We start from the raw sequence: 22,657 nt of genomic DNA, 5'->3' as shown, positions 1-22,657 counted from the left end.
GCCCCGCTCCCGCCCCCGGTCGGGAACCGGCTTGCCGCGCCCGTGACGTGCGGCTAGCCTCGGCGTCCGTGCAGGGGGAAACCGAGGACCGTACGGACGGTCGTGGCCCGGGGCAGGACGGGGAAGGAGCACCGGCGGTGCGCAGGTCCCCTCGGCTCCTTCGGGCCGCGGGCACCCTTCTCGGCTGCTGCACCGCTCTGGCGGGCCTCCTCCACTTCGCCGTCGTGGGCGTGCTGACGGGCCCGTTCCTCCTGTGGCCCCGCACCCGTCGGCGCGCGCGGACCGTGCTGAGCGCCGGTGCGCGACGGCTCGTGGAACTCGAACGCGGGCGCCGCGGCTTCTTCTTCGGCGACCGGTTCCCCACGCGCCGGGCCTCCGACCCGGAGGTGCTCCGCCACCTCGCCCTGCGCACCTGGGCGGGCGTGCTGACGGGTGCCGTGCTCGCGCTGCTCGTTTACGGGGTCGTCCTGGCCGGTGTGCTGGCGGCCCGGCTGCCGCACTCCTCGTCGGGTCCGCTCGCCCTGTTGTCGCAGGCCGTCCTCGGCGGCCTCCTGCTCTTCCTCGGCCTCCAGGGGCTCGTCTCCCTCCGCGCCCTCGACGCCCGGCAGGCGCGCGAGCACTTCGGCCCCTCCGAACGGGAGTTGCTGGAGCTGCGGGTCGCGGAACTGGCCGCCAGCCGGGCCGAGGTGCTCCGGGCCGTCGACGCGGAACGCAGGCGCATCGAACGCGATCTGCACGACGGGGTGCAGCAGCGGCTCGTGGCGCTGGCCATGCTGCTGGGACGGGCGCGCCGCAACCGGACGCCCGAGCAGGTGGCCGCGCTGCTCCGGCAGGCGCACGAGGAGGCCGGGGAGGTCCTCACCGAACTGAGGGAAGTGGCCTGGCGGGTCCATCCGTCCGCACTGGACGAGCTGGGCCTGGAGGAGGCGCTGACCGGGGTGGCGCAGCGCTGCGCCCTTCCCCTGCACATCGCGTTCGACGTGCCGCTGCCGCTGCCCCGGCCCGTGGAGACGGCCGCCTACTTCGTGGTGTCGGAGGCCGTGACCAACGCGGCCAAGCACTCCGGCGCGACGCACATCCGCGTCAGTGTCAGCGGCGACGGGCACGGGGTGTCGGTGCGGGTGCGGGACGACGGCACCGGCGGCGCGGACCCCACCGGCAGCGGCCTGGCCGGGCTGCGCGGCCGGGTGAACGCCCTCGACGGCCGCCTGTCCGTCGACAGCCCCTCGGGGGGACCCACCACCATCGTCGCGGAGCTGCCGTGCGCATCATGATCGCGGAGGACTCGACCCTGCTCAGGGAGGGACTGGTCCGCCTGCTCGCCGAGGAGGGACACGAGGTCCTCGCCGCGGTGGGCGACGGGGACTCCCTCGTCCGGGCGGTCGAGGCGGACCCGCCCGACGTCGTCGTCGTGGACATCCGCATGCCGCCCACCCATACCGACGAGGGGGTGCGGGCCGCACTGGAGATCCGCGAGCGCCTGCCCCGCATCGGTGTGCTCGTCCTCTCCCAGCACGTGGAGCGCAGTTACGCCGTGCGGCTGCTGTCCGCGAACGCCGAGCGGATCGGCTACCTGCTCAAGGACCGGGTCGCGCAGGTCGACGAGTTCCTGGACTCGTTGGAGCGCGTCCACGCGGGCGGCGCGGCCATCGACGCCGAGGTGGTACGGCAGTTGGTGATCAGGACCACGCACACCGACCCGCTGGCCGGGCTGACGCCCCGGGAGCGCGACGTGCTGGAGCAGGTCGCGCAGGGCCGCACCAACGCGGCCATCGGGGAGCAGTTGCACCTCTCGGTCAGCTCGGTCGAGAAGCACCTCAACTCCGTCTTCGACAAGCTCGGTCTGGCGCGCGCCACCGGTTACAGCCGGCGGGTGCTGGCGGTCCTGCGCTATCTGGAGTCGTAGGCGGGCGGGTCCGGCGGCCCCGGCCCGCGCTGCCGCGAGCGGGGGCCGCGCGCCGGATCGACGCCGCGTCAACCGGCTGCCGGACGGCCGGGCCTGGTTCCGCCCGGCCCCTTCCTGATCGATGATGATGCCCGGGGATGCCGTCCCCGGTACGGCACCGGACTGTTCCAGGAAGGGGTTCCCGATGCGGGAGACGACGCCAGAGCGGTCACCGGCCGACGCCCGGTCCGACCACGGGTCGGACCAGGACGCCCAGGTCATCGTGGTGGGGGCGGGACCCGCGGGCTCGTCCGCGGCCTTCCACCTCGCCAGAGCGGGCGTGGACGTCCTGCTCCTGGAGAAGTCCCACTTCCCCCGGGAGAAGGTGTGCGGGGACGGTCTGACGCCGCGCGCCGTGCACCAGCTCATCAGGATGGGCGTCGACATCAAGGCACCGGGGTGGACGCGGTCGCGCGGAATGCGCTGGGTGGCCGGGGAGCACCGGGTGCACATCGACTGGCCCGCGCTCGGGCGCTACCCGGACTTCGGGCTCTCCCGGAGCCGGCACGACTTCGACGACATCCTCGCCCGGCACGCCGTGGCCGCCGGGGCCCGGCTGCGCCCCGGCGTGAAGGTGACCCATCCGCTGACCGACCGGGCCGGCCGCATCACCGGTGTCACCGCCGTGACCGGGGAGAAGGAATCCCTGGAGTTCCGTGCCCCGGTCGTGATCGCCGCCGACGGCGCCTCCGCCCGGCTCGCCCTCGCCATGGGCCTCCAGCGCGACAGGAGCCGGCAGATCGCGACGGCCGCCCGCCGCTACTACCACAGCCCGGAGCGTTCCAAGGAGGAGTACCTGGAGCTGTGGGCCGACCTCCGCTTCCCGGGGAGCGACCGCTACCTGCCCGGCTACGGCTGGATCTTCCCCATGGGCGACGGCCGCGTCAACGTCGGTCTCGGCGCGCTGCCGCACCGCCGGCACGGGAAGGCCGATCTGCGCGCCACGCTGGACGAGTGGCTGGCCCGTACCCCCGAGGCGTGGGGGCTGCGCGAGGAGAACGCGGAGGGGCCGGTCCGCAGCGCGGCCCTTCCGCTGGGCTTCAACCGCCATCCCCTGTACACCCGCGGGCTGCTCCTGGTGGGCGACTCCGGCGGCATGATCAGCCCCTGGAACGGCGAGGGGATCGGCCAGGCCATGGAGGCGGGCGAGGTCGCGGCCGAGACCGTCGCGCTGGCCCTCGCCCTGCCCCGGGGTCCCCGACGGGAACAGGTGCTGCGCGGCTATCCCCTGGAGATGAACCGGCGTTGGGGGCGCTACTACCGTCTCGGCAACAAGGCCGCCGACCTCGTCTTCAGCCGGTCCGGATTCCAGCCGGTCCTCAACCGCTACGTCATGGGCTCGCCGTTCCTGCTCGACACCCTGGCCCGGCTGCTCACCAACCTCACGGACAAGCCCTCGCACGACCTGATCGACCATCTGCTCAACGGCGTCGTGCGCCTGGTGCCCGAGCCCAGGGTGCGCCGCGGGCGCTGAGGCGGTGCGGACGGCGCACCGGGCGTCCCCCGATGCGCCGCTCCCCCGGCTACTCGTCGATCGCGGCCCCGTACGCCGCGTCCGACGACGGCGCGTTCAGCGAACCGCCGCCGTACGTCCACGAGCCGGTGGCCGTGATTCCGCCCGGTCCGGCCGGGAGCACCCACACCACTCCGTCGCCGGTGTTCTCGCCCGGGGCGGAGGCCAGCAGGCCGTGGCGGCCGTCCCGGTTCGGGTCGGTCAGCCGGACCTGGCCGCCCCAGCGGTCGCCCTTCTCGGCGGTGCCCGGGACCCGGGCGGAGTTCTGGTCCCACGACCTGGCGCCCGTCGCGGTCAGGCCGTCCGCCGTGCCGCGCAGCACCCACACCGCTCCGGCGTCCGCCACCGTGCCGATGTCCTCGCCCGGCGCGCCGATCGCCACGTCCGCGTACCCGTCGCCGTCCGTGTCCTCGACGGAGAGGTCCGCGCCCCAGCCGTCGCCGCGTTCGGCCGTTCCCGGCACGCCGGGGGTGTCCTGGGTCCACCACTGCGGCGGACCGTCCGCGCCGTCGGCGCCGAGCGGGCCGTCGGGACTGCCGCGGTACACGCCGACGAGGCCGCCGGTCATGGTCTCGCCGCCGTCGTCGGGGCCGTTCGGTTCGCCGGTGACGAGGTCGTCGTAGCCGTCGTGGTCGATGTCGCCCGAGGCGGCGACCGGTCCACCGCGCAGATCGCGTGCGTACGCCAGTCCCCCGGCCCGTCCCGAGAAGAGGGCCGACCAGCCGTGGCCCGGCTCGTCGCCGGTCGTGACGCCGGAGACGACGAGGTCGGCGTAGCCGTTGTCGTCGTAGTCGCCGGTGGTCAGGGACCTGGGCAGGATCCGCCGCTGTGCCGCGGCCGCGGTGCGGTCGGGCGCGGTGCGCCGCGGCGGGGCGGACCGCTGCTGCGGGGCACTGTCGTAGACGTACAGCGCCAGGTCCTCGCGGTCGGCGACGGCCAGTTCGTCGCCGGGGGTGTCGGCGCTGAAGCGCGCCGCGGCGAGGGCGGCGCCGAACCTCTTGCCCGCCGCGGGCTCCGCCGCCTCCAGCCAGTCGCCGCCCGCGCCGGTCAGTCCGCGCGGCGAGCCCCACAGGACGGTGACGCCGCCGGCGTCCGCGACCGTGCCGATGTCCTCGCCGGGGATGCCCACGACCGCGTCGTCGTAGCCGTCCGCGTCGAGGTCGCCGGTGGCCAGCGCCCGGCCGAAGCCGTCGCCCGCCTCGGGGGCGCCCGGCACTCCGGTGGTGGACTGGGTGATGACCGCGACGCGGCGGGTGCCCATGCCCGCCGGGCCGCCGTACTGCGCGGTCACGTATCCCGCGCCCTTCTTCCCGCCGACGGTGGCGCCGGGCGCGCCGACGAGCACGTCCTCGTAGCCGTCGCCGTCGAAATCGCTGTTGCGGTCGCTTGCGTGCGTTCCGCCGGGGGTACCGGCGTACGCGGCGGGGGCGGCGAGGCCGGCCCCCGCGGTCAGGAGGAACGTTGCCGCGACGAGGGCGGCCGAACGGTACGTGCGCACGAGCGGCTCCTTGGTCCAAGGATGACCGGGCGGGTGCGGGGGCGACGGCCGGAAAGGGCCCGTTCCCTCCCGACGCACCGTTCGACCGCACATGGGACGAAACGGTTGTACGGAACCGGGCGACGAGTACGCCGATTCACCCGTACGGCTGATTCCCGCCGTGCGTACCGGGCCGGGACGGCTACGAGCGGCGGCGGGGCCTGCCCCGTCCGGCCGACCTGCCGCCGGAACCGCTGCGCGGGTTCTTCCCCGCCGACTTGCCGTCCGTCTTCTTCCCCGCCGACCGGCCCGTCGCCGACCTGCCGCCTGCCGCGGGCTTGCGCCGCGCGCCGCCCGTCTCCGCGCGCTTGCCCTTCGCCGACCGGTCCTGGGCCTGGGGTTTGGTCCGGCCCCTCGTGCTGTTGACGGTCCGCCCGCGGACGATCCCGATGAACTCCTCCACCAGATCGGTGGTTTCGCCCTCCGGCCACGACAGCGCGACGCGGGAGGCGGGGGCGTCCGTCACCGGCCGGTACGTGAGGTCCTTGCGGTGGTGCAGGCGGGCGAGCGACTGCGGTACGACGAGCAGCCCGATGCCCGCCGCCACCAGCGCGACGGCGTCCGCCGTCGTGGCGGGGCGCTCGTTGGCCGGCCGGCCGGGGGGCCGCTCCCAGTCGAGCGTGTCGTCGAGGGGGTGCAGCACGATCTCGTCGGCCAGGTCGGCCACGGCGATCTCGTCGACCGCCGCCACGAGGTGGTCCTTCGGCACCACGACCACGGTCGTCTCGGTGTAGAGCGGGATCGCGCTGAGGGCCGTCCGGTCGACGGGCAGCCGTACGAGACCGGCGTCGGCGGCGCCGTCCCGCAGCATGTCGGGGGCCTCGGCGGCCGACACCCCGACGAGGGTGAGCGGGACGTCGGGCAGCCGCTCGTTCCAGACCCGCACCCACTTGGCGGGGGTCACCCCCGGGACGTAGGCGAGCCGGAACGAGGGGGTTTCTTCCGAACATGTCACCCCGCCAGGTTACCGGCCCTGGTCGGAGGTAGCTCACATGCTCGATACCCTGGACACCATGACGTCGCACAAGACCGCCCAGACGATGAAGCCCGCGACCGCGGCGAAGAAGCTGGGCGTGTACCTAGAGGCCACCCCCACCGAGTTCCAGGAGGGTGTCGTCTCGCGCACCGAGCTGAACGCCCTGCAGTCCGATCCTCCGCAGTGGCTGCAGGACCTGCGACGCAACGGCCCGCACCCCCGCCCGGTGGTCGCGGCGAAGCTGGGCGTCTCGATCTCCGGTCTCGCCCGGGGCGGGATCACGCAGGCCCTCACGACGGAGCAGATCGACGCGCTGAAGCAGGAGTCCCCCGAGTGGCTCCTGAAGGAGCGGGCCACCCAGGCGGAGGTCCGCAAGGAAGCGGCACGGATCAAGGAGAAGAACGCGGCGCGCGACGACCGGGCCGACGGCTCGCGCTCCTGACGTCCCCACCGTCCCCGCCATGACGGAGGAGTCATCGGTTATGACAGCGTCCGGGCCCTTCGAGCCGGAGTCGGAGCGTGTGACCCGGCAGTTGCGGGACGACATCCTCGACGGGGTCCGGCTGCCGGGCAGCAAGCTCGTCGAGCGCGAGATCGCCGCTGAGCTCGGTGTGAGCCGGGTGCCCGTACGCGATGCCCTCAAGGCGCTCGTGACCGAGGGCCTGGTCACCCCCAGGCCCCGGACCTGGGCGGTCGTGCGGGAGTTCACCGCCTCGGACATCGCCGATCTGGACGAGATCCGGACCTCGCTCGAACTGCTCACCTTCCGGCTGGCCGCCCAGCGGCACACCCGCGCGGGCCTCGAAAGGCTTCGCTCGGACCTCGATTCCGAGCTGTCCGCGGCTCTCGCGGGCGACGCGGTGGGGGCCCGGCGGTCCGCCGCCGACTTCCACCAGACGGTGACCTCACTGTCCGGGAACGACCTGCTCAGCGAGTTGGAGCACACGCTCCGCAGCAGGATGCGGTGGTTCCTGGCCCAGCACGACGACCTCGTGGGGGTCGCGAAGGAGCACGAGGCGCTCTACGCGGCGATCGCCGACCGCGACGTCCAGCGGGTGGAGGAGCTCGTGACGGAGCACCTGGCGAACAGCCGCCGCGCCGTCGCGGCGCGGCGGCGCGGCACACCGGGTTCCTGAGCCCCGGGAAGCACCGCCGGGCCCGTCCGGCCCGGCGGCTCCCGGGGCGCGTCAGGCGGTGGGGACGCCGCTGTACCTGAGCAGTTGGGGCACCCGGAGCGCGAGCGTCAGCAGGATCGCGACGAGCAGGAGTCCGCTCAGGAACGCGGTGGTGCCGACGCCCACCGACCCGGCGGCCGCGCCGAGCCCCAGCGACGCGAAGGGCATGACGCCGATCGCGAGCTCCTGGAGACCGAGGGCCCGGCCCCGCACCTCCGGCTCGGTCGTCATCAGCAGCAGTGTGGTCTGGAGCACGCCGAACGCGGCGCTCATCAGGCCGATGCACGCCATCAGGGCGAACGAGAGCGGGACCGTACGGGACAGCGCGAACAGCGACCACAGGGCGCCCCACGCCGCGGTCCCGAGCACGAAGAGCCCGCCCTTGAACCGGAAGTCGCCGAGCATGGCGATGACGAGCGAGCCGACGAGACCGCCCAGGCCGCCGCAGGTCAGAAGGAGGCCCAGGCCCGCCGCGTCGAGCCCGAGGTGGTCCGCGAACACCGGCATGAACGCCTGGTGGACGGGCCAGAGCAGGACGTTGGCGGCCAGGGTGACCAGGAGCACGGCCGTGGCGAGCCGGCCGGCCAGGACGGTGCGGAAGCCGTCGGCGAGCATCTTCAGCACGGGTTCCGGCCGGTGCCGCGCCGTGCGCCCCGCGCCGCGCAGCGGCCAAAGCGCCGCGAGCGAGACCGCGTACCACGTGGTCGAGATCCACAGGGCCGCGGGCGCCCCGAAGGCGCTGATCATCGCCCCGCCGGCCGCCGGGCCGATGACCTGCGTCATGTTCATCGCCAGCGCGTTCAGCGCGTTGGCGTTGCTCAGGTTCTCCCGCCCGACGAGGTCGAGCACGAGCGAGGCGCGCGCCGGCTGCGACGGGGACTGCGCCAGGCCGATCGCCAGGCCGCCGGCGACCAGCGCCCCGTACGACACGAGGCCCGACGACGCTGTCGCCGCCACCACGACGACGGCGCCCAGGGCCCACAGACAGGCGAGCATCAGCAGGCGCACCCGGTCGTACCGGTCGGAGAGCACTCCGGCGAACGGGCCCAGGAGCATCGGGGCGAGACGGACCGCGGTGAACACCGCGAGCAGGAACTCGGAGCCCGTCGTCTCGAAGACGAGCCAGCCCAGGACCATCGTCTGGGTCCACGCACCGCCGTAGAAGAAGAGGTTGGAGACCCACAGGAGGCGGAATCCCGGGCTGCTCCGCAGGGAGGCCAGCGCGTGCCGGACGCCGGCCGCCCGTGGCTCCCGCGGTGGCGTCCCGACCCGTTCCGCGACGTCCGTCCGCTCCCCCGGCTCCTCCTGCGACAACGCGTTCCCTCCTCGTACGGCGCCCCGGTGCTCGGACCGTCCGCGGGTACGCGAAGTCGCCGCCCCTCCCCCGGTGCGGGACGGCCGCCCCGAAGGACGATCACCGGCAAAATGGTATACCAATAATGGTTGCCGGTTGAATCGATCTGGTGGGGAGCCGGGCGGCGACCGGGCGGGTCAGGAGGCCGTCGTCGGGGCCTCCCGCAGGGTGACGTTGGCGTGGCTCTCCTGGAAGCTCTGGTCCGAGACGAGGGTCATCCGGGCCGTGGAGCGGAACTCCGGCAGGGTGGTGGAGCCGCAGGAGACCATCGTGGTCCTGAGCTTGGCCGTGGTCAGGGCGAGTCCTTCGTCGAGGTCGCCCGCGTAGGGGACGTAGCCGTCCACGCCCTCCTCGAAGACCAGCCCCTGGCCGCCCTGCCCGTAGCGCTGCCAGTTGCGGGCCCGGTTCGAGCCCTCGCCCCAGTACTCCTTCACGAAGCCGTCGCGGGTGGGCAGCTTGGCGCCGGCCGCCTGGTCGAAGCGTGCGAAGTACCGCCCCATCATGACGAAGTCGGCTCCCATCGCCAGTGCCAGGGCCACGTGGTAGTCGTGCACCAGCCCGCCGTCGGAGCAGATCGGCACGTACTCGCCGGTGCGCTCGCAGAAGGCGTCCCGGGCCGCCGCGACGTCCAGCACCGCGCTGGCCTGACCGCGGCCGATGCCCTTCTGGTCGCGGGTGATGCAGATGGAGCCGCCGCCCACCCCGACCTTGACGAAGTCCGCCCCCGCCTCGGCGAGAAAGGTGAACGCCTCGCCGTCGACCACGTTGCCGCCGCCGGTCGGGATCTCCGGATAGTGCTTCTTCACCCAGCTCAGGGCCTGCGCCTGCCAGTCGCTGTAGCCGTCGGACGAGTCGAAGCACAACGCGTCCGCCCCCGCCTCCAGCAGGGCCGGGACGCGTTCTCGGTAGTCGTGGGTGTTGATGCCCGCGCCCACGCGGAGCCGCTTGGCGGCGTCCACGAGCTGGTTCGGGAAACGCTTGTTGTCCGCGTAGTCGGAGCGGAACACCAGGTGCTGGAGGCGGCCCCCGTCGTCCAGCACCGGGAGGCAGTCCAGCCGTTCGTCCCACAGCCGCGCGTTGGCCTCGGAGAGCGTGATGTCGGGACCCGCGAGGGCCAGGTCGGCGACGGCGGTCATCCGGCCGCTCACCGGCCCGTCCAGTCCGTGGCGCTGGGGGTGGAAGTCCCGGGAGGTCACCAGGCCGAGCAGGCGGCCGTTCGCGGTCCCGTCGTCGGTGACCGCGGCGGTGCTGTGACCGGTGCGGCGCATGACCTCGGCCAGGAGGCCCAGACCGTCGTCGGGACGGACGTTCGTGTCGCTGGTGACGAACCCCGCCTTGAAGTTCTTCACCCGGCGGACCGCCGCGGCCTGTTCCTCGACCGGCTGGTTGTGGTGCAGGAAGCTGAGGCCCCCGTTGCGCGCCAGCGCGATCGCGAGGTCGGGCGTGCTGACGGCCTGCATGATCGCTGACGTGAACGGGGACCGCAGCTCGATCGCCGACTCCTCGCCCACGGTGTGCCGCACCAGTGAGGTACGCAGGTCGACCGTCGCGGCCGAGCAGTCGGTCCTGGTCCGGTTCGGCAGAAGCAGAAACTCGTTGAACGTCCGTGAGACCTCGGCGATGATCTGTGCCACTCGTTCCTCCTGGCCCGTCGGCGGGGCCCGACTGACCCCGCCGTGAGGATCGCCCCCGTGTTCCAGGGCCCCGGGCAGGCAGAGACCGGCACGGCGGTCGTGGAGGTGCCACCGACCGCGGCAGAGCTCTGACCGGCCCCTGGATCGAACGGGGTGCGGTCGTGACCAGGCACCTTAGCGATCACCCCGGCCTCCGCACGAATCGCGTCCCGCCCCGGCCGCCGGCACGGGTGCCCGCGCCACGCCGCCCCGCCCGGCGGCCCGTCACACGTCCGGGAGTCCGCGTGCGGACCGGCGCAGGTAGCAGGCCCAGGTCACCACCATGCACAGGCCGTAGCAGCCGAGGAACGCCAGGTACGCGGCCCGGCCGTCGTGCGTCCGCAGGAAGGACTCCCGGAAGGCCAGGTTGACCAGTACTCCCCCGAAGGCCCCGACCGCTCCCGCCACCCCGATCAGCGCCGTGGTCCTGCGCCGTGCGCGCCGTTCGGCCCCGGCCGGTGACGCGCCGTTCCCGATCTCCTGCCGGGCCCTGGCCCGGAAGACCGCCGGGATCATCTTGTAGGTCGATCCGTTGCCGGCCCCGCTGAGGACGAAGAGCGCGACGAACCCGCACAGGAACAGCGCGAGCGAGTGCCGCCGGGACGCCTCCAGCACCGCCCCGGCGCCCAGCGCCATCGCCGCGAACGTCCAGAACGTCACGCGGGCCCCGCCGAACCGGTCCGCCAGCATGCCGCCCACCGGCCGGGCCAGCGAACCGAGCAGCGGTCCCAGGAAGGTGAGGGCCGCCGCCTTCACCGGGGTGTCGAACTGCTGGTGGAACTGCACCTGGAGCACCTGCCCGAAGGCGAAGCCGAAGCCGATGAACGAGCCGAAGGTGCCGATGTAGAGCAATGACATCACCCAGCTGTGCGTGTCCCCGAGCACCTCGCGCATCGCGCCGCGCTCGCCGCGCACGGTGGCCAGGTTGTCCATCCGCAGGGCGGCGGCGAGCGCCGCCAGCACGATCAGCGGCAGGTAGCCGAGCACCAGCAGCCGGGGGTGGCCGGCGCCCGCGGTGGCCAGCACCAGGAGGCCGAGCAGTTGCACGACCGGCACGCCCAGGTTGCCGCCGCCCGCGTTGACGCCCAGCGCCCGGCCCTTGAGCCGCTGCGGGTAGAACGCGTTGATGTTGGCCATCGAGGAGGCGAAGTTGCCGCCGCCGACCCCCGCCGCGGCGGCCACCGCGAGCAGCGTGCCGTACGAGACGCCCGGTTCGAGCACGATCCCGGCCGCCACGGTCGGCACGAGCAGCAACAACGCGCTGAGAACCGTCCAGTTGCGGCCGCCGAAGCGCGCCACGGCCAGGGTGTACGGGATCCGCAGCACGGCGCCGAGGGCGGTGGGCAGGGCGGTGAGGGTGAACTTCCCGGCGGCGTCGATGCGGTACTCCGGGCCGAGGAAGAGCACCAGCACCGACCACAGGCTCCAGACGGAGAAGCCGATGTGCTCGCAGAAGACGGAGTGGACGAGGTTGCGCCGGGCGATCCGGGCGCCCGACCGGGCCCAGAAATCGGCGTCCTCGGGGTCCCAGTGCTCGATCCGCCGGGACCGGGCGGCGCCCGGTGCGACGGCCGTGGCCGTACCGCTCATCGCGTCGCCCCCACGGGTGCCGCCGCGACCACCCGCACCGGCCAGACACGCAGGTCGGCGGGGGTTCCGTCGGGGGCTTCCGGTTCGTCCAGGCAGCGTCCGGTGCGCAGTTCGAAGGTCTGCTTGAGCATCGGGGAGATCACCACCGGCACGCCGCCGCGGCTGCCGAGCAGGCCCCGGGAGATGACGTGGGCGCCGCTGAACGGGTCGCGGTTGGCCAGTGCGTGCACCGTGCCGTCGCGCTCGCGGAAGACCGCGACCTGGTCGTCCCCGGGGCCGACCAGTACCGCGATCCCACGTCCCGGCACCAGGTCCCGGTACCGGCAGACCGGTGTCCAGGCACGGCCGTCGTCGATCTCCACCAGGCGTTCGGAGTGCTCGCTCATCGGGTGCGTACCTCCAGGGACGCTCCGGCGATCAGGGCCGGAGCGAGGGTGAACCCGTCCTCGTCGGGGCGGGCCGGGCGGATGCCGTCGCGTTCGCGGACGAAGCGGACGGTGGGGTCGGGGGTTCCCGGGGCGTTGGCGAAGGAGACGAAGCGGCGCACCCGTTCGGGGTCGGCCAGGGTCGCCGCCCACTCGTCCTCGTAGGTCTCGACGTGCCGGGCCATCAGCTCGTCCAGCTCCGCGCAGATGCCGAGCGAGTCGTCCATGACGACCGCGCGCAGGTGGTCGAGGCCGCCCTCCAGTCGCTCCAGCCAGGGGGCGGTGCGCTCCAGGCGGTCGGCGGTGCGGATGTAGAACATCAGGAACCGGTCGACGGTGCGGATCAGGGTGTCGTGGTCCAGTCCTGCGGCCAGCAGGTCGGCGTGGCGCGGTGTCATGCCCCCGTTGCCGCCGACATAGAGGTTCCAGCCCTCCGACGTGGCGATCACGCCGAAGTCCTTGCTCTGCGCCTCGGCGCACTCCCTGGCGCAGCCGGACACCGCGGACTTGAGCTTGTGCGGTGCCCGCAGGCCCCGGTAGCGCAGCTCCAGTTCGATCGCCAGGGCGACGGAGTCCTGCACCCCGTAGCGGCACCAGGTCCGTCCCACGCAGGACTTGACCGTGCGCAGCGCCTTGCCGTAGGCGTGGCCGGACTCGAAGCCCGCGTCCACCAGCCGGCGCCAGATGCCCGGCAACTGGTCGACGGTGGCGCCGAACAGATCGATCCGCTGACCTCCGGTGATCTTGGTGTAGAGGCCGTGGTCGCGGGCGATCTCGCCGATGGCGATCAGGCCCTCGGCGGTGATCTCGCCGCCGGGTACGCGGGGCACCACCGAGTAGGAGCCGTTGCGCTGGAGGTTGGCCAGGAAGTGGTCGTTGGTGTCCTGGAGGGCGGCCTGTTCGCCGTCCAGGACGTGGCCGTTGCCGAGGGCGGCCAGGATCGAGGCGACGGCCGGTTTGCAGATGTCGCAGCCCTCGCCGCTGCCGTGCTCGTCGATCAGCCGGGAGAAGCCGCTGATGCCCTTGACCCGGACGATCTCGTAGAGCTCCGCACGGGTGTGGGCGAAGTGTTCGCACAGGCCGCGGGAGACCTCGTGCCCGCCCGCCGCGAGTTCCTCGGCCACCACGGATCCCAGCAGTTTCAGGCAACTGCCGCAGCCGGTACCGGCCCTGGTGCACTTCTTGACCTCGGGGACGGTGCGCATGCCCTGTTCGGAGACCGCCGCCCGGACGGTGCCCTTGTCGACGTTGTGGCAGGAGCAGATCACCGCCTCGTCCGGCAGCATCGGCGGCCCCTGCCCGCCGTCCGTGGCGGGCACCAGCAACTGCTCCGCCGGGCAGGGAAGTTCGGCCCCGCTCGCCGCGATCGGGCGCAGGGTGGCGTACGCGTCGGCGTCGCCGACCAGTACGCCGCCGAGCAGCCGGCCGTCCGTGCCGACCACCAGTTTCTTGTAGATCCCGGCCCTGCTGTTGGCGTAGAGCACCTCCAGGGCGCCCTCGGTGGTGCCGAGCGCGTCACCGAAGCTGGCCACGTCCACGCCCAGCAGCTTGAGTTTGGTGGAGGTGTCGGATCCGGTGAACTCCGCAGCCGTGCCGGTGAGTTCGCGGGCTGCCGTGTCGGCCATCGCGTAGCCGGGGGCGACCAGGCCGTAGACCCGGCCGTCGACGGCCCGTGCGCATTCGCCGATCGCCCGGATCCGCGGGTCGGGGGTGCTGCAGTGCTCGTCCACCACGATGCCGCCGCGTTCGCCCACCGGCAGGCCGCAGTCGCGGGCCAGCCGGTCGCGCGGGCGCACCCCGGCGGAGAAGACCACGAGGTCGACGGCGAGTTCGGTGCCGTCGGAGAGGGACATGGAGCGGACCCGACCGTGTTCGTCGGTGTCGATCCGCCGGGTGCCCGCCCCGGTGTGGACGTGCACGCCCAGGTCCTCGATCTTGCGCCGGAGCACCTCGCCGCCGCCGTCGTCGACCTGGAGCGCCATCAGCCGGGGGGCGAATTCCACCACATGGGTCTCCAGGCCCATGGCCCGCAGCGCGCCGGCCGCCTCCAGGCCGAGCAGTCCGCCGCCGACGACGGCGCCGACGACGGCGCGCCCGGCGTCGGCGGCGATCGCCTCCAGGTCCTCGATGGTCCGGTAGACGTGGCAGCCCGTGGCGTCGTGGCCGGGCACCGGGGGCACGAACGGGTAGGAGCCGGTGGCCAGCACCAGGTCGTCGTAGGGCAGTACGGAGCCGCCGCGGGTGGTGACGGTGCGGGCCTCGCGGTCGATGGCGGTGGCCGGATCGCCGAGGCGCAGGTCGATGCCGTGCCGCTCGACGAACCCGGGCGGGCACAGGGACAGTTCCTCCGCCGACGTACCGGAGAACCAGCTGGTCAGGTGCACCCGGTCGTAGGCGGGCCGGGGTTCCTCGGCGAGCACGGTGACCCGCCGGCGGTACTTCTGCGCGGTGGCCGGCTGCTCGAACAGGGCTTCCAGGAAGCGCTGTCCGACCATGCCGTGGCCGACCAGGATCAGGGACTTCTCGATCACGGGCGGTCTCCTCGGGTGGCGTCGCGGACGGTCGTCAGGTGGTGGTGAGCAGGTCGAGGGGGTTCTCGGGCAGCGGGTCGTCGCGCTCGTAGGCGCGGGCCAGGCCGCCGACCGCGGCCAGATCGCCGAGCAGGATGCCGCCGACGAGGCGGTCGCCGCGCAGCACGAGCTTCTTGTACGAGCCGCGGGTCGGGTCGACCAGGCGCAGCACGTCGGTGCCGGGGACGTCCTCGCCCACCTCGCCGAAGGCCGCGTACTCCAGGGGGCCCGCGCTGAGCCGGGCCAGCGGGCGGGAACCGGTGTACCGGGCGTCGGGGGCGGTTCCGGCCAGTCGGGCGGCCAGCAGGTCGGCCTGGTCCCAGGCCGGTCCGGCCAGTCCGTGGACGGTTCCCCGGTGTTCGGCGCAGTCACCGATGGCGTGCACGCCGGGGGCGGAGGCCGCCAGCAGGTCGTCCACCACCACTCCCGAGCCCACCGCGATCCCGGCCGTGCGGGCCAGCCCGGTGCGGGGGCGGACCCCGCAGGCGAGGACCACCAGGTCCGCCTCCAGCAGGTAGCCGCTCGCCAGCCGGACCCCGGTCACCCGGTCCGGCCCGTGCAGGGCGCGGGCCCGGTTGCCCGGGTAGGTCTCCACGCCCAGGTCGGCGAGGAAGCCGCGCAGCACCTGGCCCGCCTGCTCGTCCAGGTGGCGTTCGACCAGGTGGGGCGCCTGGTGGACGATCTCGACGGGGAGGCCGAGCGCGGCCAGTGCGCGGGCGGCGCCGATCCCGAGCACCCCGCCGCCGATCACCACGGCGCGGGTGGCCCGGGCGGCGTCCTCGGCGAGCCGGGCGCAGTCGGCCAGGGTGCGCAGCGCGTGCACACCGGCCTTCAGCCCGTGCGGGCCGTGCAGTCCGCTCAGCGGTGGCAGCACGGGGTTGGCGCCGGTGGCCAGGACCAGGTCGTCGTAGGGGGCCGTGCCGCCCCCGGACAGCCGGAGCCGGCGTTCCGTCAGGTCCAGTGCGGTCACCTCGCAGCCGCGGCGCACCCGGGTCCCGGCACCGCAGTCCAGCGCGATCGCCTCCGGGTCGTACCGCCCGGCCAGCACCTCGGCCAGCAGCACCCGGTTGTACGGGCCGCGCGGCTCGGCGCCGTACAGCACCACCTCGCCGTCCCCGCCGAGCGCGCGGTACTGCTGGGCGAACCGGGCCCCGGCCATCCCCGCGCCGACCACGGCGATCCGCCGGCTCATCGGGCCCGCTCCACGCGTACGGCGCAGACCTTGAACTCGGGCATCCGGGAGACCGGGTCCAGGACGGGGTTGGTGAGGGTGTTGGCCCGTCCGGCGCCGGCCCAGTGGAACGGCATGAAGACGGTGTCGGGCCGGATCGCCCCGGTCACCCGGGCGGGGGCCGTGGCCCGGCCGCGCCTGCTGGTGACCACGAGCGGTTCCCCGTCGCTCACCCCGAGCCGTGCCGCGAGCCGGGGGTGCAGTTCCACGAACGGTCCGGGCGCGGCCCGGTTCAGTTCGGGAACCCGGCGGGTCTGGGCGCCGCTCTGGTACTGCGACAGCACCCGCCCGGTCGTCAGCAGGAGCGGGTAGTCCCCGTCCGGCTGTTCGGCGGCCGGGCGGTGGGTGACCGGGGCGAAGCGGGCGCGGCCGTCCGGGGTGGCGAAGCGGTCCAGGAACAGCCGGGGGGTGCCCGGATGGTCCTCGGCGGGGCAGGGCCAGAACACCCCCTGTTCGGCCTCGATGCGGCGGTAGCTGATCCCGGAGTAGTCGGCGGGCCCGCCGGCCGAGGCGCGGCGCAGTTCCTCGAAGGCGTCCTCGGCCCGTTCGGGGAAGCCCTCGCGCACGCCGAGCCGGGCGGCCAGTTCGCGCAGCACGTGCAGGTCGGTGCGTACGCCGGGCGGCGGGGTCAGGGCGGCCCGGCGCAGGATCACCCGGCCCTCCAGGTTGGTGGTGGTGCCGGTCTCCTCCGCCCACTGCGCGGCGGGCAGCACCACGTCGGCGAGTTGCGCGGTCTCGGAGAGCACCAGGTCGCCGACCACCAGGAAGTCCAGGGCGCGCAGCCGTTCGGTGACGTGGCCGGCGTCGGGCGCGGAGACCACCGGGTTGGAGCCCATCACCAGCAGGGCCCGCGCCCCGTCCGGGGTGCCCAGGGTGTCCAGCAGTTCGTACGCCGAGCGGCCCGGGCCCGGCAGGTCGTCGGGGTCCACTCCCCAGACGTCCGCGACGTGCGCGCGGGCGGCGGGGTCCTCGATCGAGCGGTAGCCGGGGAGCTGGTCGGCCTTCTGGCCGTGTTCCCGCCCGCCCTGGCCGTTGCCCTGCCCGGTCAGGCAGCCGTATCCGGAGCCGGGGCGGCCCGCCTTGCCCAGTGCCAGGCAGAGGTTGATCCAGGCGCCCACGGTGTCCGTCCCCTTGCTCTGCTGCTCGGGGCCGCGCGCGGTGAGCACCATGCCGGTGGGGGCGTCCGCGAAGAGCCGCAGGGCCTCGCGCAGCCGGGGCACCGGAACGCCGGTCAGTGCTTCCACCCGTTCCGGCCAGTGCGCCATCGCCGCCTCGGCGGCGGCCTCGTAGCCGGTGGTGCGGGCGGCGACGAACTCCCGGTCGATCCGGCGGTCGGCGATCGCCAGGTGCAGCAGGCCGAGCGCCAGCGCCAGATCGGTGCCGGGCACCGGCTGGAGGTGCAGGTCGGCCTGCTCGGCGGTGCGGGTGCGGCGCGGGTCCACCACGATCAGGGTGCCGCCGTTGGCGCGCAGTTCGCGGAAGTACCGCAGGGCGGGCGGCATGGTGTCGGCCGGGTTCCCGCCGACCAGGATCACGCAGCCGGTGGTCGCGATGTCGGCCATCGGGAAGGGCAGTCCGCGGTCCAGGCCGAAGGCGATCCGGTGCGCGGCGGCCGCCGAGGACATGCAGAACCGGCCGTTGTAGTCGATGTCGGCGGTGCGGAGCACCACCCGGGCGAACTTGCCGAGCAGGTAGGCCTTCTCGTTGGTGAGGCCGCCCCCGCCGAAGACGGCGACGGCGTCCTGCCCGTGGGACCGCCCGGCCGCCGCCAGCCCGGCCGCCACCCGGTCGAGCGCCTCGGGCCAGGACGCCTCGCGCAGTTCCCCGCCCCGCGCGTCGCGCACCAGCGGCGCGGTCAGCCGGACGGCCGGGTCGAGCACCGCGGCGGCCGACTGTCCCTTCCCGCACAGCGCGCCGCGGTTGACCGGGAAGTCGGGGCGTTCCAGTACCTGTGTCCCGCTGCCGTCCCGCGGCACCCGCAGGCGCATGCCGCACTGCAGCGAGCAGTACGGGCAGTGGGTGTCGGTCGTCGTCATGCCCCAGAGCGTCGTCCGGTGCCGTTACGCGGCCGGGTCGCCCTCGTTGCGCCGGTGGTACGGCTCCCTCATCCCGTGCCGGGACCGGGGTGACCCTGCGGAAACCTCGCGTAACGTCCGGCGGCCTCCCGCTTACCGTGACGTGACCGGCGCGCAATGGGGCCGAAACACCGCTGACCGAGCCTGCAGGGCATGAACAGCTCCCGGCCCACGGGCCCCCTGACCGGCTTCACCGTCGGGGTCACCGCCGCGCGGCGACGCGAGGAACTCGTCGCGCTGCTGCGGCGGCGCGGCGCCCGGGTGGTCGAGGCGCCGGCCCTGCGGATCCTTCCGCTGGAGGACGACGAGGCGCTGCGCCGGGCCACCGCGCGCTGTCTGACCGGTCCGCTCGACTACGTGGTGGCGACCACCGGGGTCGGCTGGCGCGGCTGGCTGAGCGCGGCCGACGGCTGGGGGTACGGCGCGCGCCTGGCCGAGGTGTGCCGGCGGGCCGTGGTGCTCACCCGCGGCCCGAAGGCGACCGGGGCGGTGCGCGCTGGGGGCCTGAGCGAGACCTTCTCCCCGGCCACCGAGACCACCGACGGGCTGCTGACCTGGCTGCTCGCCCGGGACCTGCCGGGCAGGCGGATCGCGGTGCAGGAGCACGGGGTGCCGCTGGACGGCTTCACCGCGGCGCTGACCGAGCGCGGCGCGGAGGTGATCCCGGTCCCGGTCTACCGCTGGGGTCCGCCGGACGATCCGTCGCCGCTGCGCCGGATGGCCGAGCGGACGGTACGGCGGGAGCTGCACGCGATCGCCTTCACCAGCGCGCCCGCGATCTCCGCCTTCCTCGCCGCCGCGGACGGACTCGGCCTGCGCGCGCAGGTGCTGGCCGCGCTGCGCACGGACGTGCTGCCGGTGTGCGTGGGCCCGGTCTGCGCCCGGCCGCTGGAGGAGACGGGCATCCCCGTGCTCAGCCCGGAGCGGGGGCGGCTCGGCGCCATGGTGCGGACCGTCGAGACGGCCCTGCCCGCCCACGGCAGGCGGGAGGTCCGCACCGGGGCCGGCACGCTGGTGCTGCAGGGCAACGCCGTACTGGTCGACGGCGGGCCGCCCGTGCAACTGCCCCCGCTGCTCGCGGCGGTGCTGCGCGCCCTGGCCGAGCGGCCGGGCCGGGTGCTCAGCCGGGCCGAGCTGCTGCGCCGGGTGTGGGTCACCGGCCGGGCCGACGAACACGCCGTGGAGGCGGCCGTCGCCCGGCTGCGCGGTGCGCTGGGCGCGCACGCCCGGCTGGTGCGCACGGTGCCCAAGCGCGGATACAGCCTGTTGGCGGCGCCGTGACGGACGACTTCGCGGCTCCTTCGGCCGCCCCACACCCCGGCGGGAGCACCATGGTGTACGGACCCACGCCGATGTCCCCACCCGCCGTCGCGCGGGCCCGGTCGGCACGGCCGCAACCCGTCGGCGGCGCCGTGACGGACGGTCCCGCCGCCCCGACCCTGCTGGCCGTCGCGCACGGCACCCGTGACCGGGCGGGGGTCGCCGCCCACCGGGAACTGCTCGATCTGGTCCGTGCCCGACGGCCCGGTCTGACGGTCCGTCTCTCGTTCCTCGACCTCGCCCCGCCCGCGCCCGCCGAGGTGCTGGCCGCCGCGCGCGGCCCGGTGGTGCTGGTCCCGTTGCTGCTGAGCACCGGCTACCACGTCACGGTCGACCTGCCCGCGATCCGGGCGGCCGCGCCGCACCTGGACATCGGGCAGGCCCGGCCGCTCGGGCCCGATCCGCTGCTGGCCGCCGCCCTGGAGGACCGGCTCGTCGAGGCGGGCCGGTCCCCGGCGCGGTCAGGTCCGGGCGGGGCGGACGCCGTCGTGCTGGCGGCGGCCGGTTCCACCGATCCGGCGGCCCGCACCGGCACCGCGGTGATGGCGGACCTGCTCCGGCGGCGGCTCGGGCGTCCGGTCGTTCCCGCCCACCTCTGCGCGAGTTCCCCGACCCCGGCCGAGGCCGTGCGGGCCCTGCGGGCGGCGGGCCACCGACGGGTGGCGGTGGCCCGGTACCTGATGGCCCCCGGTGATTTCGCCCGCCGCGCGGACGGCGCCGGCGGCTGTTTCGTCTCGGCCCCGCTCGGCGCGCACCCCGACGTGGCGCGCCTGGTGCTGAAGCGCTTCGACGAGGCGTGCGGGGAGCCGGCCCGCCTCCCCGTAGCCCGGTCGGCCCGCCGTCACCGGGGCCGGGCCGGCGGGTCCTACTCGAACCGTGCGGTGTCACCGGCCCCGCGGCGGACGATCTCGGGTTCGCCGCCCGAGAAGTCGATGACCGTGGTCGGTTCGGTGCCGCAGTCGCCCGAGTCCACGACGGCGTCCACCACGTGGTCGAGCCGTTCCTTGATCTCCCAGCCCTGCGTCATCGGCTCGTCCTCGTCGGGCAGGAGCAGGGTGCTGGACAGCAGCGGCTCCCCCAGTTCGGCGAGCAGTGCCTGGGCGACCACGTGGTCGGGGATCCGGACCCCGACCGTCTTCTTCTTGGGGTGCATCAGCTGGCGCGGCACCTCCTTCGTCGCGGGGAGGATGAAGGTGTAGCTGCCGGGCGTCGCCGCCTTGATCGCGCGGAACACGTCGTTGTCGATGTGGACGAACTGACCGAGCTGCGCGAAGTCCTGGCAGACGAGGGTGAAGTGGTGGCGGTCGTCGAGGTTGCGGATCGATCTGATCCGGCCGATGCCGTCCCGGCTGCCGAGGCGGCATCCCAGTGCGTAGCAGGAGTCCGTGGGGTACGCGACGAGCGCGCCGGACCGGATGCTCTCGGCCACGCTGCTGATGGTGCGTCGCTGGGGATTCACGGGGTGTACGTCGTAGTACTTCGCCATTTCACCGAGTCTAGGGCCGTTCGCCGGCCGGTCCGGCCATCGGCGGTCGCGTCGCCCGTCCGGGTGCCGGTGCCGGTGGTCGGCGCGGCTCATGCGGCGCCGACCACCCGCCCCCGGCCCGGGGCGCCCCGTCAGCCCTCGTCGGAGAGCGGGACGCGGAGTTCGGGCGGGAAGCCGGTCCAGCGCAGTTCCCCGGGGAGGTGCCCCGTGTCGTTGAAGAGGAGCACGGAGGCGGGACGGTCGGTCGCGTACCGGATGACGGTGAGTGCGGCGTTGGCCTGGTGGAGGCCCATCCAGCGCCACTCGGGGGCGTCGAGGGCGTCCCGGACGAGCCAGCCGATGAGGAAGTTGTGGGTGACGACCAGTTCGTGGCGGGGTTCGTCGCCCTCGACGGGTCCGGTGAACCGGGCGAGGGCCTCCCGGGCCAGTCCCGGTCCGCACTCGCGCTCCTCGGCCGGGAAGCCGGACAGGCGGGCGAGCATGGAGTCGGCCCATTCCACGGGGAGTTCTTCTCGTTCCGGCAGGTGGGGGAGGTAGTCCCCGGCCGGTTCGGACGGTTGCGGGTGCACGCCGTCGAGTTGGTCGCAGATCAGCCGGGCGGTCTGTGCCGCCCTCGGGAGCGGGCCGTGGTGGACGGCCGTGAGCGGGACGTGCCGCAGCCGCTCGCCGAGCAGCAGGGCCTGCCGGCGGCCGTTGTCCGTCAGGCGGCTCTCGTCCGGTGTGGCCTCGCCGTGCCGGGCGAGGTAGAGGTAGCGGTCGGCTGCTGCGGGCATGGGCGGGTTCCTCCGGTACCGTTCACGATCTTGCGGACATGCGGGCAGACGCCGGTCGACGCCGCGCGGTTCCGTCGCCGTCCGGGACGCGCGACCGGGCGGGCCACCTGGAGTGCACCGAATGTTCCGCCGCCCGTTCCCGGCCCCCGCCGCATACGTGTGCGGTGCGATTCCCCGCGTGGCATGGTGGTGCGGCGCCGCGGCGCGTCCGGATCGCCGCGGGCCCGCCGACGGCACCTCGACGGGGGGATTCCGCATGGAGGTCGGTGTGACGGGGGCACGGTCCGCCGGGGACGTGATCGACGGCCGGTACGAGGTGCTGCGGGTGCACGGCGACGGGGCGATGGGGCTGGTGTACCGGGTGCGCCATCTCCGCTGGGGCACCGACCTGGCGATGAAGTGCCCGCGCCCCGGCCTGTTCGCGACCGCCGCCGACCGGGACCGGTTCGTGGCGGAGGCGGAGACCTGGGTGTCGCTCGGGCTGCATCCGAACGTGTGCGGCTGCCACTACGTGCGCGTGATCGACGGGGTGCCGTGCGTCTTCGCCGAGTACGTCGCGGGCGGCAGCCTCAAGGAGCGGATCGCCGACCGGAGTCTCCACGAGGGCGGCGCGGCAGCCGCGCTGGCCCGGATCCTGGACGTCGCGGTGCAGTTCGCCCGCGGTCTGGAGCACGCCCACGCGCACGGGCTGGTGCACCAGGACGTCAAGCCGGCGAACGTGCTGCTGGACACGGACGGCACGGTGAAGGTGACGGACTTCGGGCTGGCCCGTACCGGCGGGGCCACCGTGTCCGGGGCGCCGGGCCGGGGGTCGGCCGGGGGGACCGTTCTCGTGCCCACCGGCGGACTGACCCCCGCCTACGCGTCCCCGGAGCAGAGCGCGGGCGGTCCGCTGGGCCGGCGCAGCGACGTCTACAGCTTCGGCGTCTCGGTGCTGGAGATGTTCACCGGCGGGGTCGGCTGGATGGCCGGGCCGGTCGGCCGGTACGGGGGCGAGGCAGCGGGCGAGGAGGG

18 protein-coding genes and 1 pseudogene are annotated in these 22,657 nt (G+C 74.3%); 8 read left to right on the top strand and 11 right to left on the bottom strand.

Annotated elements, in window-relative coordinates; translation table 11 throughout:
* Window positions 1–137: 137 nt before the first annotated feature.
* The 3 genes from EAO76_RS39855 (at window position 138) to EAO76_RS39845 (ending at window position 3,419) form a co-directional block, all read left to right on the top strand.
* Window positions 138–1,274 carry a sensor histidine kinase gene (locus EAO76_RS39855; protein WP_148841137.1) on the top strand — a complete coding sequence of 379 codons (1,137 nt, stop codon included), beginning with the start codon at window positions 138–140 and terminating at the stop codon, window positions 1,272–1,274.
* On the top strand, window positions 1,271–1,906 hold the full coding sequence (locus EAO76_RS39850) for a response regulator transcription factor (protein WP_148841160.1): 636 nt from the start codon (window positions 1,271–1,273) through the stop codon (window positions 1,904–1,906). The genes EAO76_RS39855 and EAO76_RS39850 overlap by 4 nt, the downstream gene beginning before the upstream one ends.
* A 184-nt stretch (window positions 1,907–2,090) precedes the next feature.
* On the top strand, window positions 2,091–3,419 hold the full coding sequence (locus tag EAO76_RS39845) for a geranylgeranyl reductase family protein (protein WP_148841136.1): 1,329 nt from the start codon (window positions 2,091–2,093) through the stop codon (window positions 3,417–3,419).
* Between the two features lie 49 nt (window positions 3,420–3,468).
* Here the strand turns inward: EAO76_RS39845 and EAO76_RS39840 are convergent, their stop codons facing one another.
* Together EAO76_RS39840 and EAO76_RS39835 are read right to left on the bottom strand one after the other, a co-directional pair.
* Window positions 3,469–4,956 (bottom strand): integrin alpha, encoded by a 1,488-nt coding sequence (locus tag EAO76_RS39840; protein WP_148841135.1) that lies wholly within the window; start codon window positions 4,954–4,956, stop codon window positions 3,469–3,471.
* A 181-nt stretch (window positions 4,957–5,137) separates the two neighbouring features.
* Window positions 5,138–5,950, bottom strand: a complete 813-nt coding sequence (locus EAO76_RS39835) for a LysR family substrate-binding domain-containing protein (RefSeq protein WP_148841134.1) — start codon at window positions 5,948–5,950, stop codon at window positions 5,138–5,140.
* Window positions 5,951–6,008: 58 nt separating this feature from the next.
* Here EAO76_RS39835 and EAO76_RS39830 point away from each other — a divergent pair, with 58 nt between their 5' ends.
* Together EAO76_RS39830 and EAO76_RS39825 are read left to right on the top strand one after the other, a co-directional pair.
* Window positions 6,009–6,413: a DUF5997 family protein gene (locus EAO76_RS39830; RefSeq protein ID WP_187438986.1), complete on the top strand. Its 405-nt coding sequence runs from the start codon at window positions 6,009–6,011 to the stop codon at window positions 6,411–6,413.
* Between the two features lie 40 nt (window positions 6,414–6,453).
* Complete coding sequence (locus EAO76_RS39825) at window positions 6,454–7,107, top strand: GntR family transcriptional regulator (RefSeq protein WP_148841132.1); 654 nt, start codon at window positions 6,454–6,456, stop codon at window positions 7,105–7,107.
* A gap of 51 nt (window positions 7,108–7,158) precedes the next feature.
* On the opposite strand, the gene EAO76_RS39820 is transcribed toward EAO76_RS39825, so the two are convergent.
* From EAO76_RS39820 to EAO76_RS39790, 7 genes are all read right to left on the bottom strand, one after another.
* Window positions 7,159–8,460 carry an MFS transporter gene (locus EAO76_RS39820; RefSeq protein ID WP_148841131.1) on the bottom strand — a complete coding sequence of 434 codons (1,302 nt, stop codon included), beginning with the start codon at window positions 8,458–8,460 and terminating at the stop codon, window positions 7,159–7,161.
* Window positions 8,461–8,637: 177 nt separating this feature from the next.
* Window positions 8,638–10,134 carry an IMP dehydrogenase gene (locus tag EAO76_RS39815; protein WP_148841130.1) on the bottom strand — a complete coding sequence of 499 codons (1,497 nt, stop codon included), beginning with the start codon at window positions 10,132–10,134 and terminating at the stop codon, window positions 8,638–8,640.
* Window positions 10,135–10,398: 264 nt separating this feature from the next.
* Complete coding sequence (locus tag EAO76_RS39810; protein WP_148841129.1) at window positions 10,399–11,763, bottom strand: MFS transporter; 1,365 nt, start codon at window positions 11,761–11,763, stop codon at window positions 10,399–10,401.
* Window positions 11,760–12,149, bottom strand: a complete 390-nt coding sequence (locus tag EAO76_RS39805; RefSeq protein WP_148841128.1) for a nitrite reductase (NAD(P)H) small subunit family protein — start codon at window positions 12,147–12,149, stop codon at window positions 11,760–11,762. Before EAO76_RS39805 ends, EAO76_RS39810 begins: the two co-directional genes overlap by 4 nt.
* Window positions 12,146–14,719, bottom strand: coding sequence for a nitrite reductase large subunit NirB (nirB, locus tag EAO76_RS39800; protein ID WP_148841127.1), 2,574 nt, complete (start codon window positions 14,717–14,719; stop codon window positions 12,146–12,148). Before nirB ends, EAO76_RS39805 begins: the two co-directional genes overlap by 4 nt.
* 34 nt (window positions 14,720–14,753) lie before the next feature.
* On the bottom strand, window positions 14,754–15,950 hold the full coding sequence (locus tag EAO76_RS39795) for an NAD(P)/FAD-dependent oxidoreductase (RefSeq protein ID WP_148841126.1): 1,197 nt from the start codon (window positions 15,948–15,950) through the stop codon (window positions 14,754–14,756).
* Window positions 15,947–18,025, bottom strand: coding sequence for a molybdopterin oxidoreductase family protein (locus EAO76_RS39790; protein ID WP_148841125.1), 2,079 nt, complete (start codon window positions 18,023–18,025; stop codon window positions 15,947–15,949). The genes EAO76_RS39795 and EAO76_RS39790 overlap by 4 nt, the downstream gene beginning before the upstream one ends.
* Before the next feature lie 192 nt (window positions 18,026–18,217).
* On the opposite strand from EAO76_RS39790, the gene EAO76_RS39785 reads away from it, so the two are divergent.
* Window positions 18,218–19,345 carry a uroporphyrinogen-III synthase gene (locus EAO76_RS39785; RefSeq protein ID WP_148841124.1) on the top strand — a complete coding sequence of 376 codons (1,128 nt, stop codon included), beginning with the start codon at window positions 18,218–18,220 and terminating at the stop codon, window positions 19,343–19,345.
* A gap of 50 nt (window positions 19,346–19,395) precedes the next feature.
* Window positions 19,396–20,148, top strand: a pseudogene (locus EAO76_RS39780) (sirohydrochlorin chelatase); the annotation flags it as partial.
* A gap of 101 nt (window positions 20,149–20,249) precedes the next feature.
* Here the strand turns inward: EAO76_RS39780 and EAO76_RS39775 are convergent.
* Both EAO76_RS39775 and EAO76_RS39770 read right to left on the bottom strand, forming a co-directional pair.
* Window positions 20,250–20,870 (bottom strand): L-threonylcarbamoyladenylate synthase, encoded by a 621-nt coding sequence (locus EAO76_RS39775; protein ID WP_148841123.1) that lies wholly within the window; start codon window positions 20,868–20,870, stop codon window positions 20,250–20,252.
* Window positions 20,871–21,001: 131 nt separating this feature from the next.
* Window positions 21,002–21,643, bottom strand: coding sequence for a histidine phosphatase family protein (locus tag EAO76_RS39770; RefSeq protein WP_148841122.1), 642 nt, complete (start codon window positions 21,641–21,643; stop codon window positions 21,002–21,004).
* 256 nt (window positions 21,644–21,899) lie between these two features.
* On the opposite strand from EAO76_RS39770, the gene EAO76_RS39765 reads away from it, so the two are divergent.
* Window positions 21,900–22,657: serine/threonine-protein kinase (locus EAO76_RS39765; protein ID WP_148841121.1), on the top strand; the 758-nt coding region annotated here is incomplete at its 3' end.

This window comes from Streptomyces sp. sk2.1 (assembly GCF_008120935.1).
Lineage (GTDB): Bacteria > Actinomycetota > Actinomycetes > Streptomycetales > Streptomycetaceae > Streptomyces.
This window is presented reverse-complemented; position numbering and strand designations above follow the sequence as displayed.

What these genes read in the sequence shown, in the direction of transcription:
- EAO76_RS39850 (WP_148841160.1), top strand. Translation starts at nt 1,271, where the DNA reads ATGATCGCGGAGGACTCGACCCTGCTCAGGGAGGGACTGGTCCGCCTG.
- EAO76_RS39845 (WP_148841136.1), top strand. Translation starts at nt 2,091, where the DNA reads ATGCGGGAGACGACGCCAGAGCGGTCACCGGCCGACGCCCGGTCCGAC.
- EAO76_RS39830 (WP_187438986.1), top strand. Translation starts at nt 6,009, where the DNA reads ATGACGTCGCACAAGACCGCCCAGACGATGAAGCCCGCGACCGCGGCG.
- EAO76_RS39825 (WP_148841132.1), top strand. Translation starts at nt 6,454, where the DNA reads ATGACAGCGTCCGGGCCCTTCGAGCCGGAGTCGGAGCGTGTGACCCGG.
- EAO76_RS39810 (WP_148841129.1), bottom strand. Translation starts at nt 11,763, where the DNA reads ATGAGCGGTACGGCCACGGCCGTCGCACCGGGCGCCGCCCGGTCCCGG.
- EAO76_RS39805 (WP_148841128.1), bottom strand. Translation starts at nt 12,149, where the DNA reads ATGAGCGAGCACTCCGAACGCCTGGTGGAGATCGACGACGGCCGTGCC.
- EAO76_RS39795 (WP_148841126.1), bottom strand. Translation starts at nt 15,950, where the DNA reads ATGAGCCGGCGGATCGCCGTGGTCGGCGCGGGGATGGCCGGGGCCCGG.
- EAO76_RS39790 (WP_148841125.1), bottom strand. Translation starts at nt 18,025, where the DNA reads ATGACGACGACCGACACCCACTGCCCGTACTGCTCGCTGCAGTGCGGC.
- EAO76_RS39785 (WP_148841124.1), top strand. Translation starts at nt 18,218, where the DNA reads ATGAACAGCTCCCGGCCCACGGGCCCCCTGACCGGCTTCACCGTCGGG.
- EAO76_RS39775 (WP_148841123.1), bottom strand. Translation starts at nt 20,870, where the DNA reads ATGGCGAAGTACTACGACGTACACCCCGTGAATCCCCAGCGACGCACC.
- EAO76_RS39770 (WP_148841122.1), bottom strand. Translation starts at nt 21,643, where the DNA reads ATGCCCGCAGCAGCCGACCGCTACCTCTACCTCGCCCGGCACGGCGAG.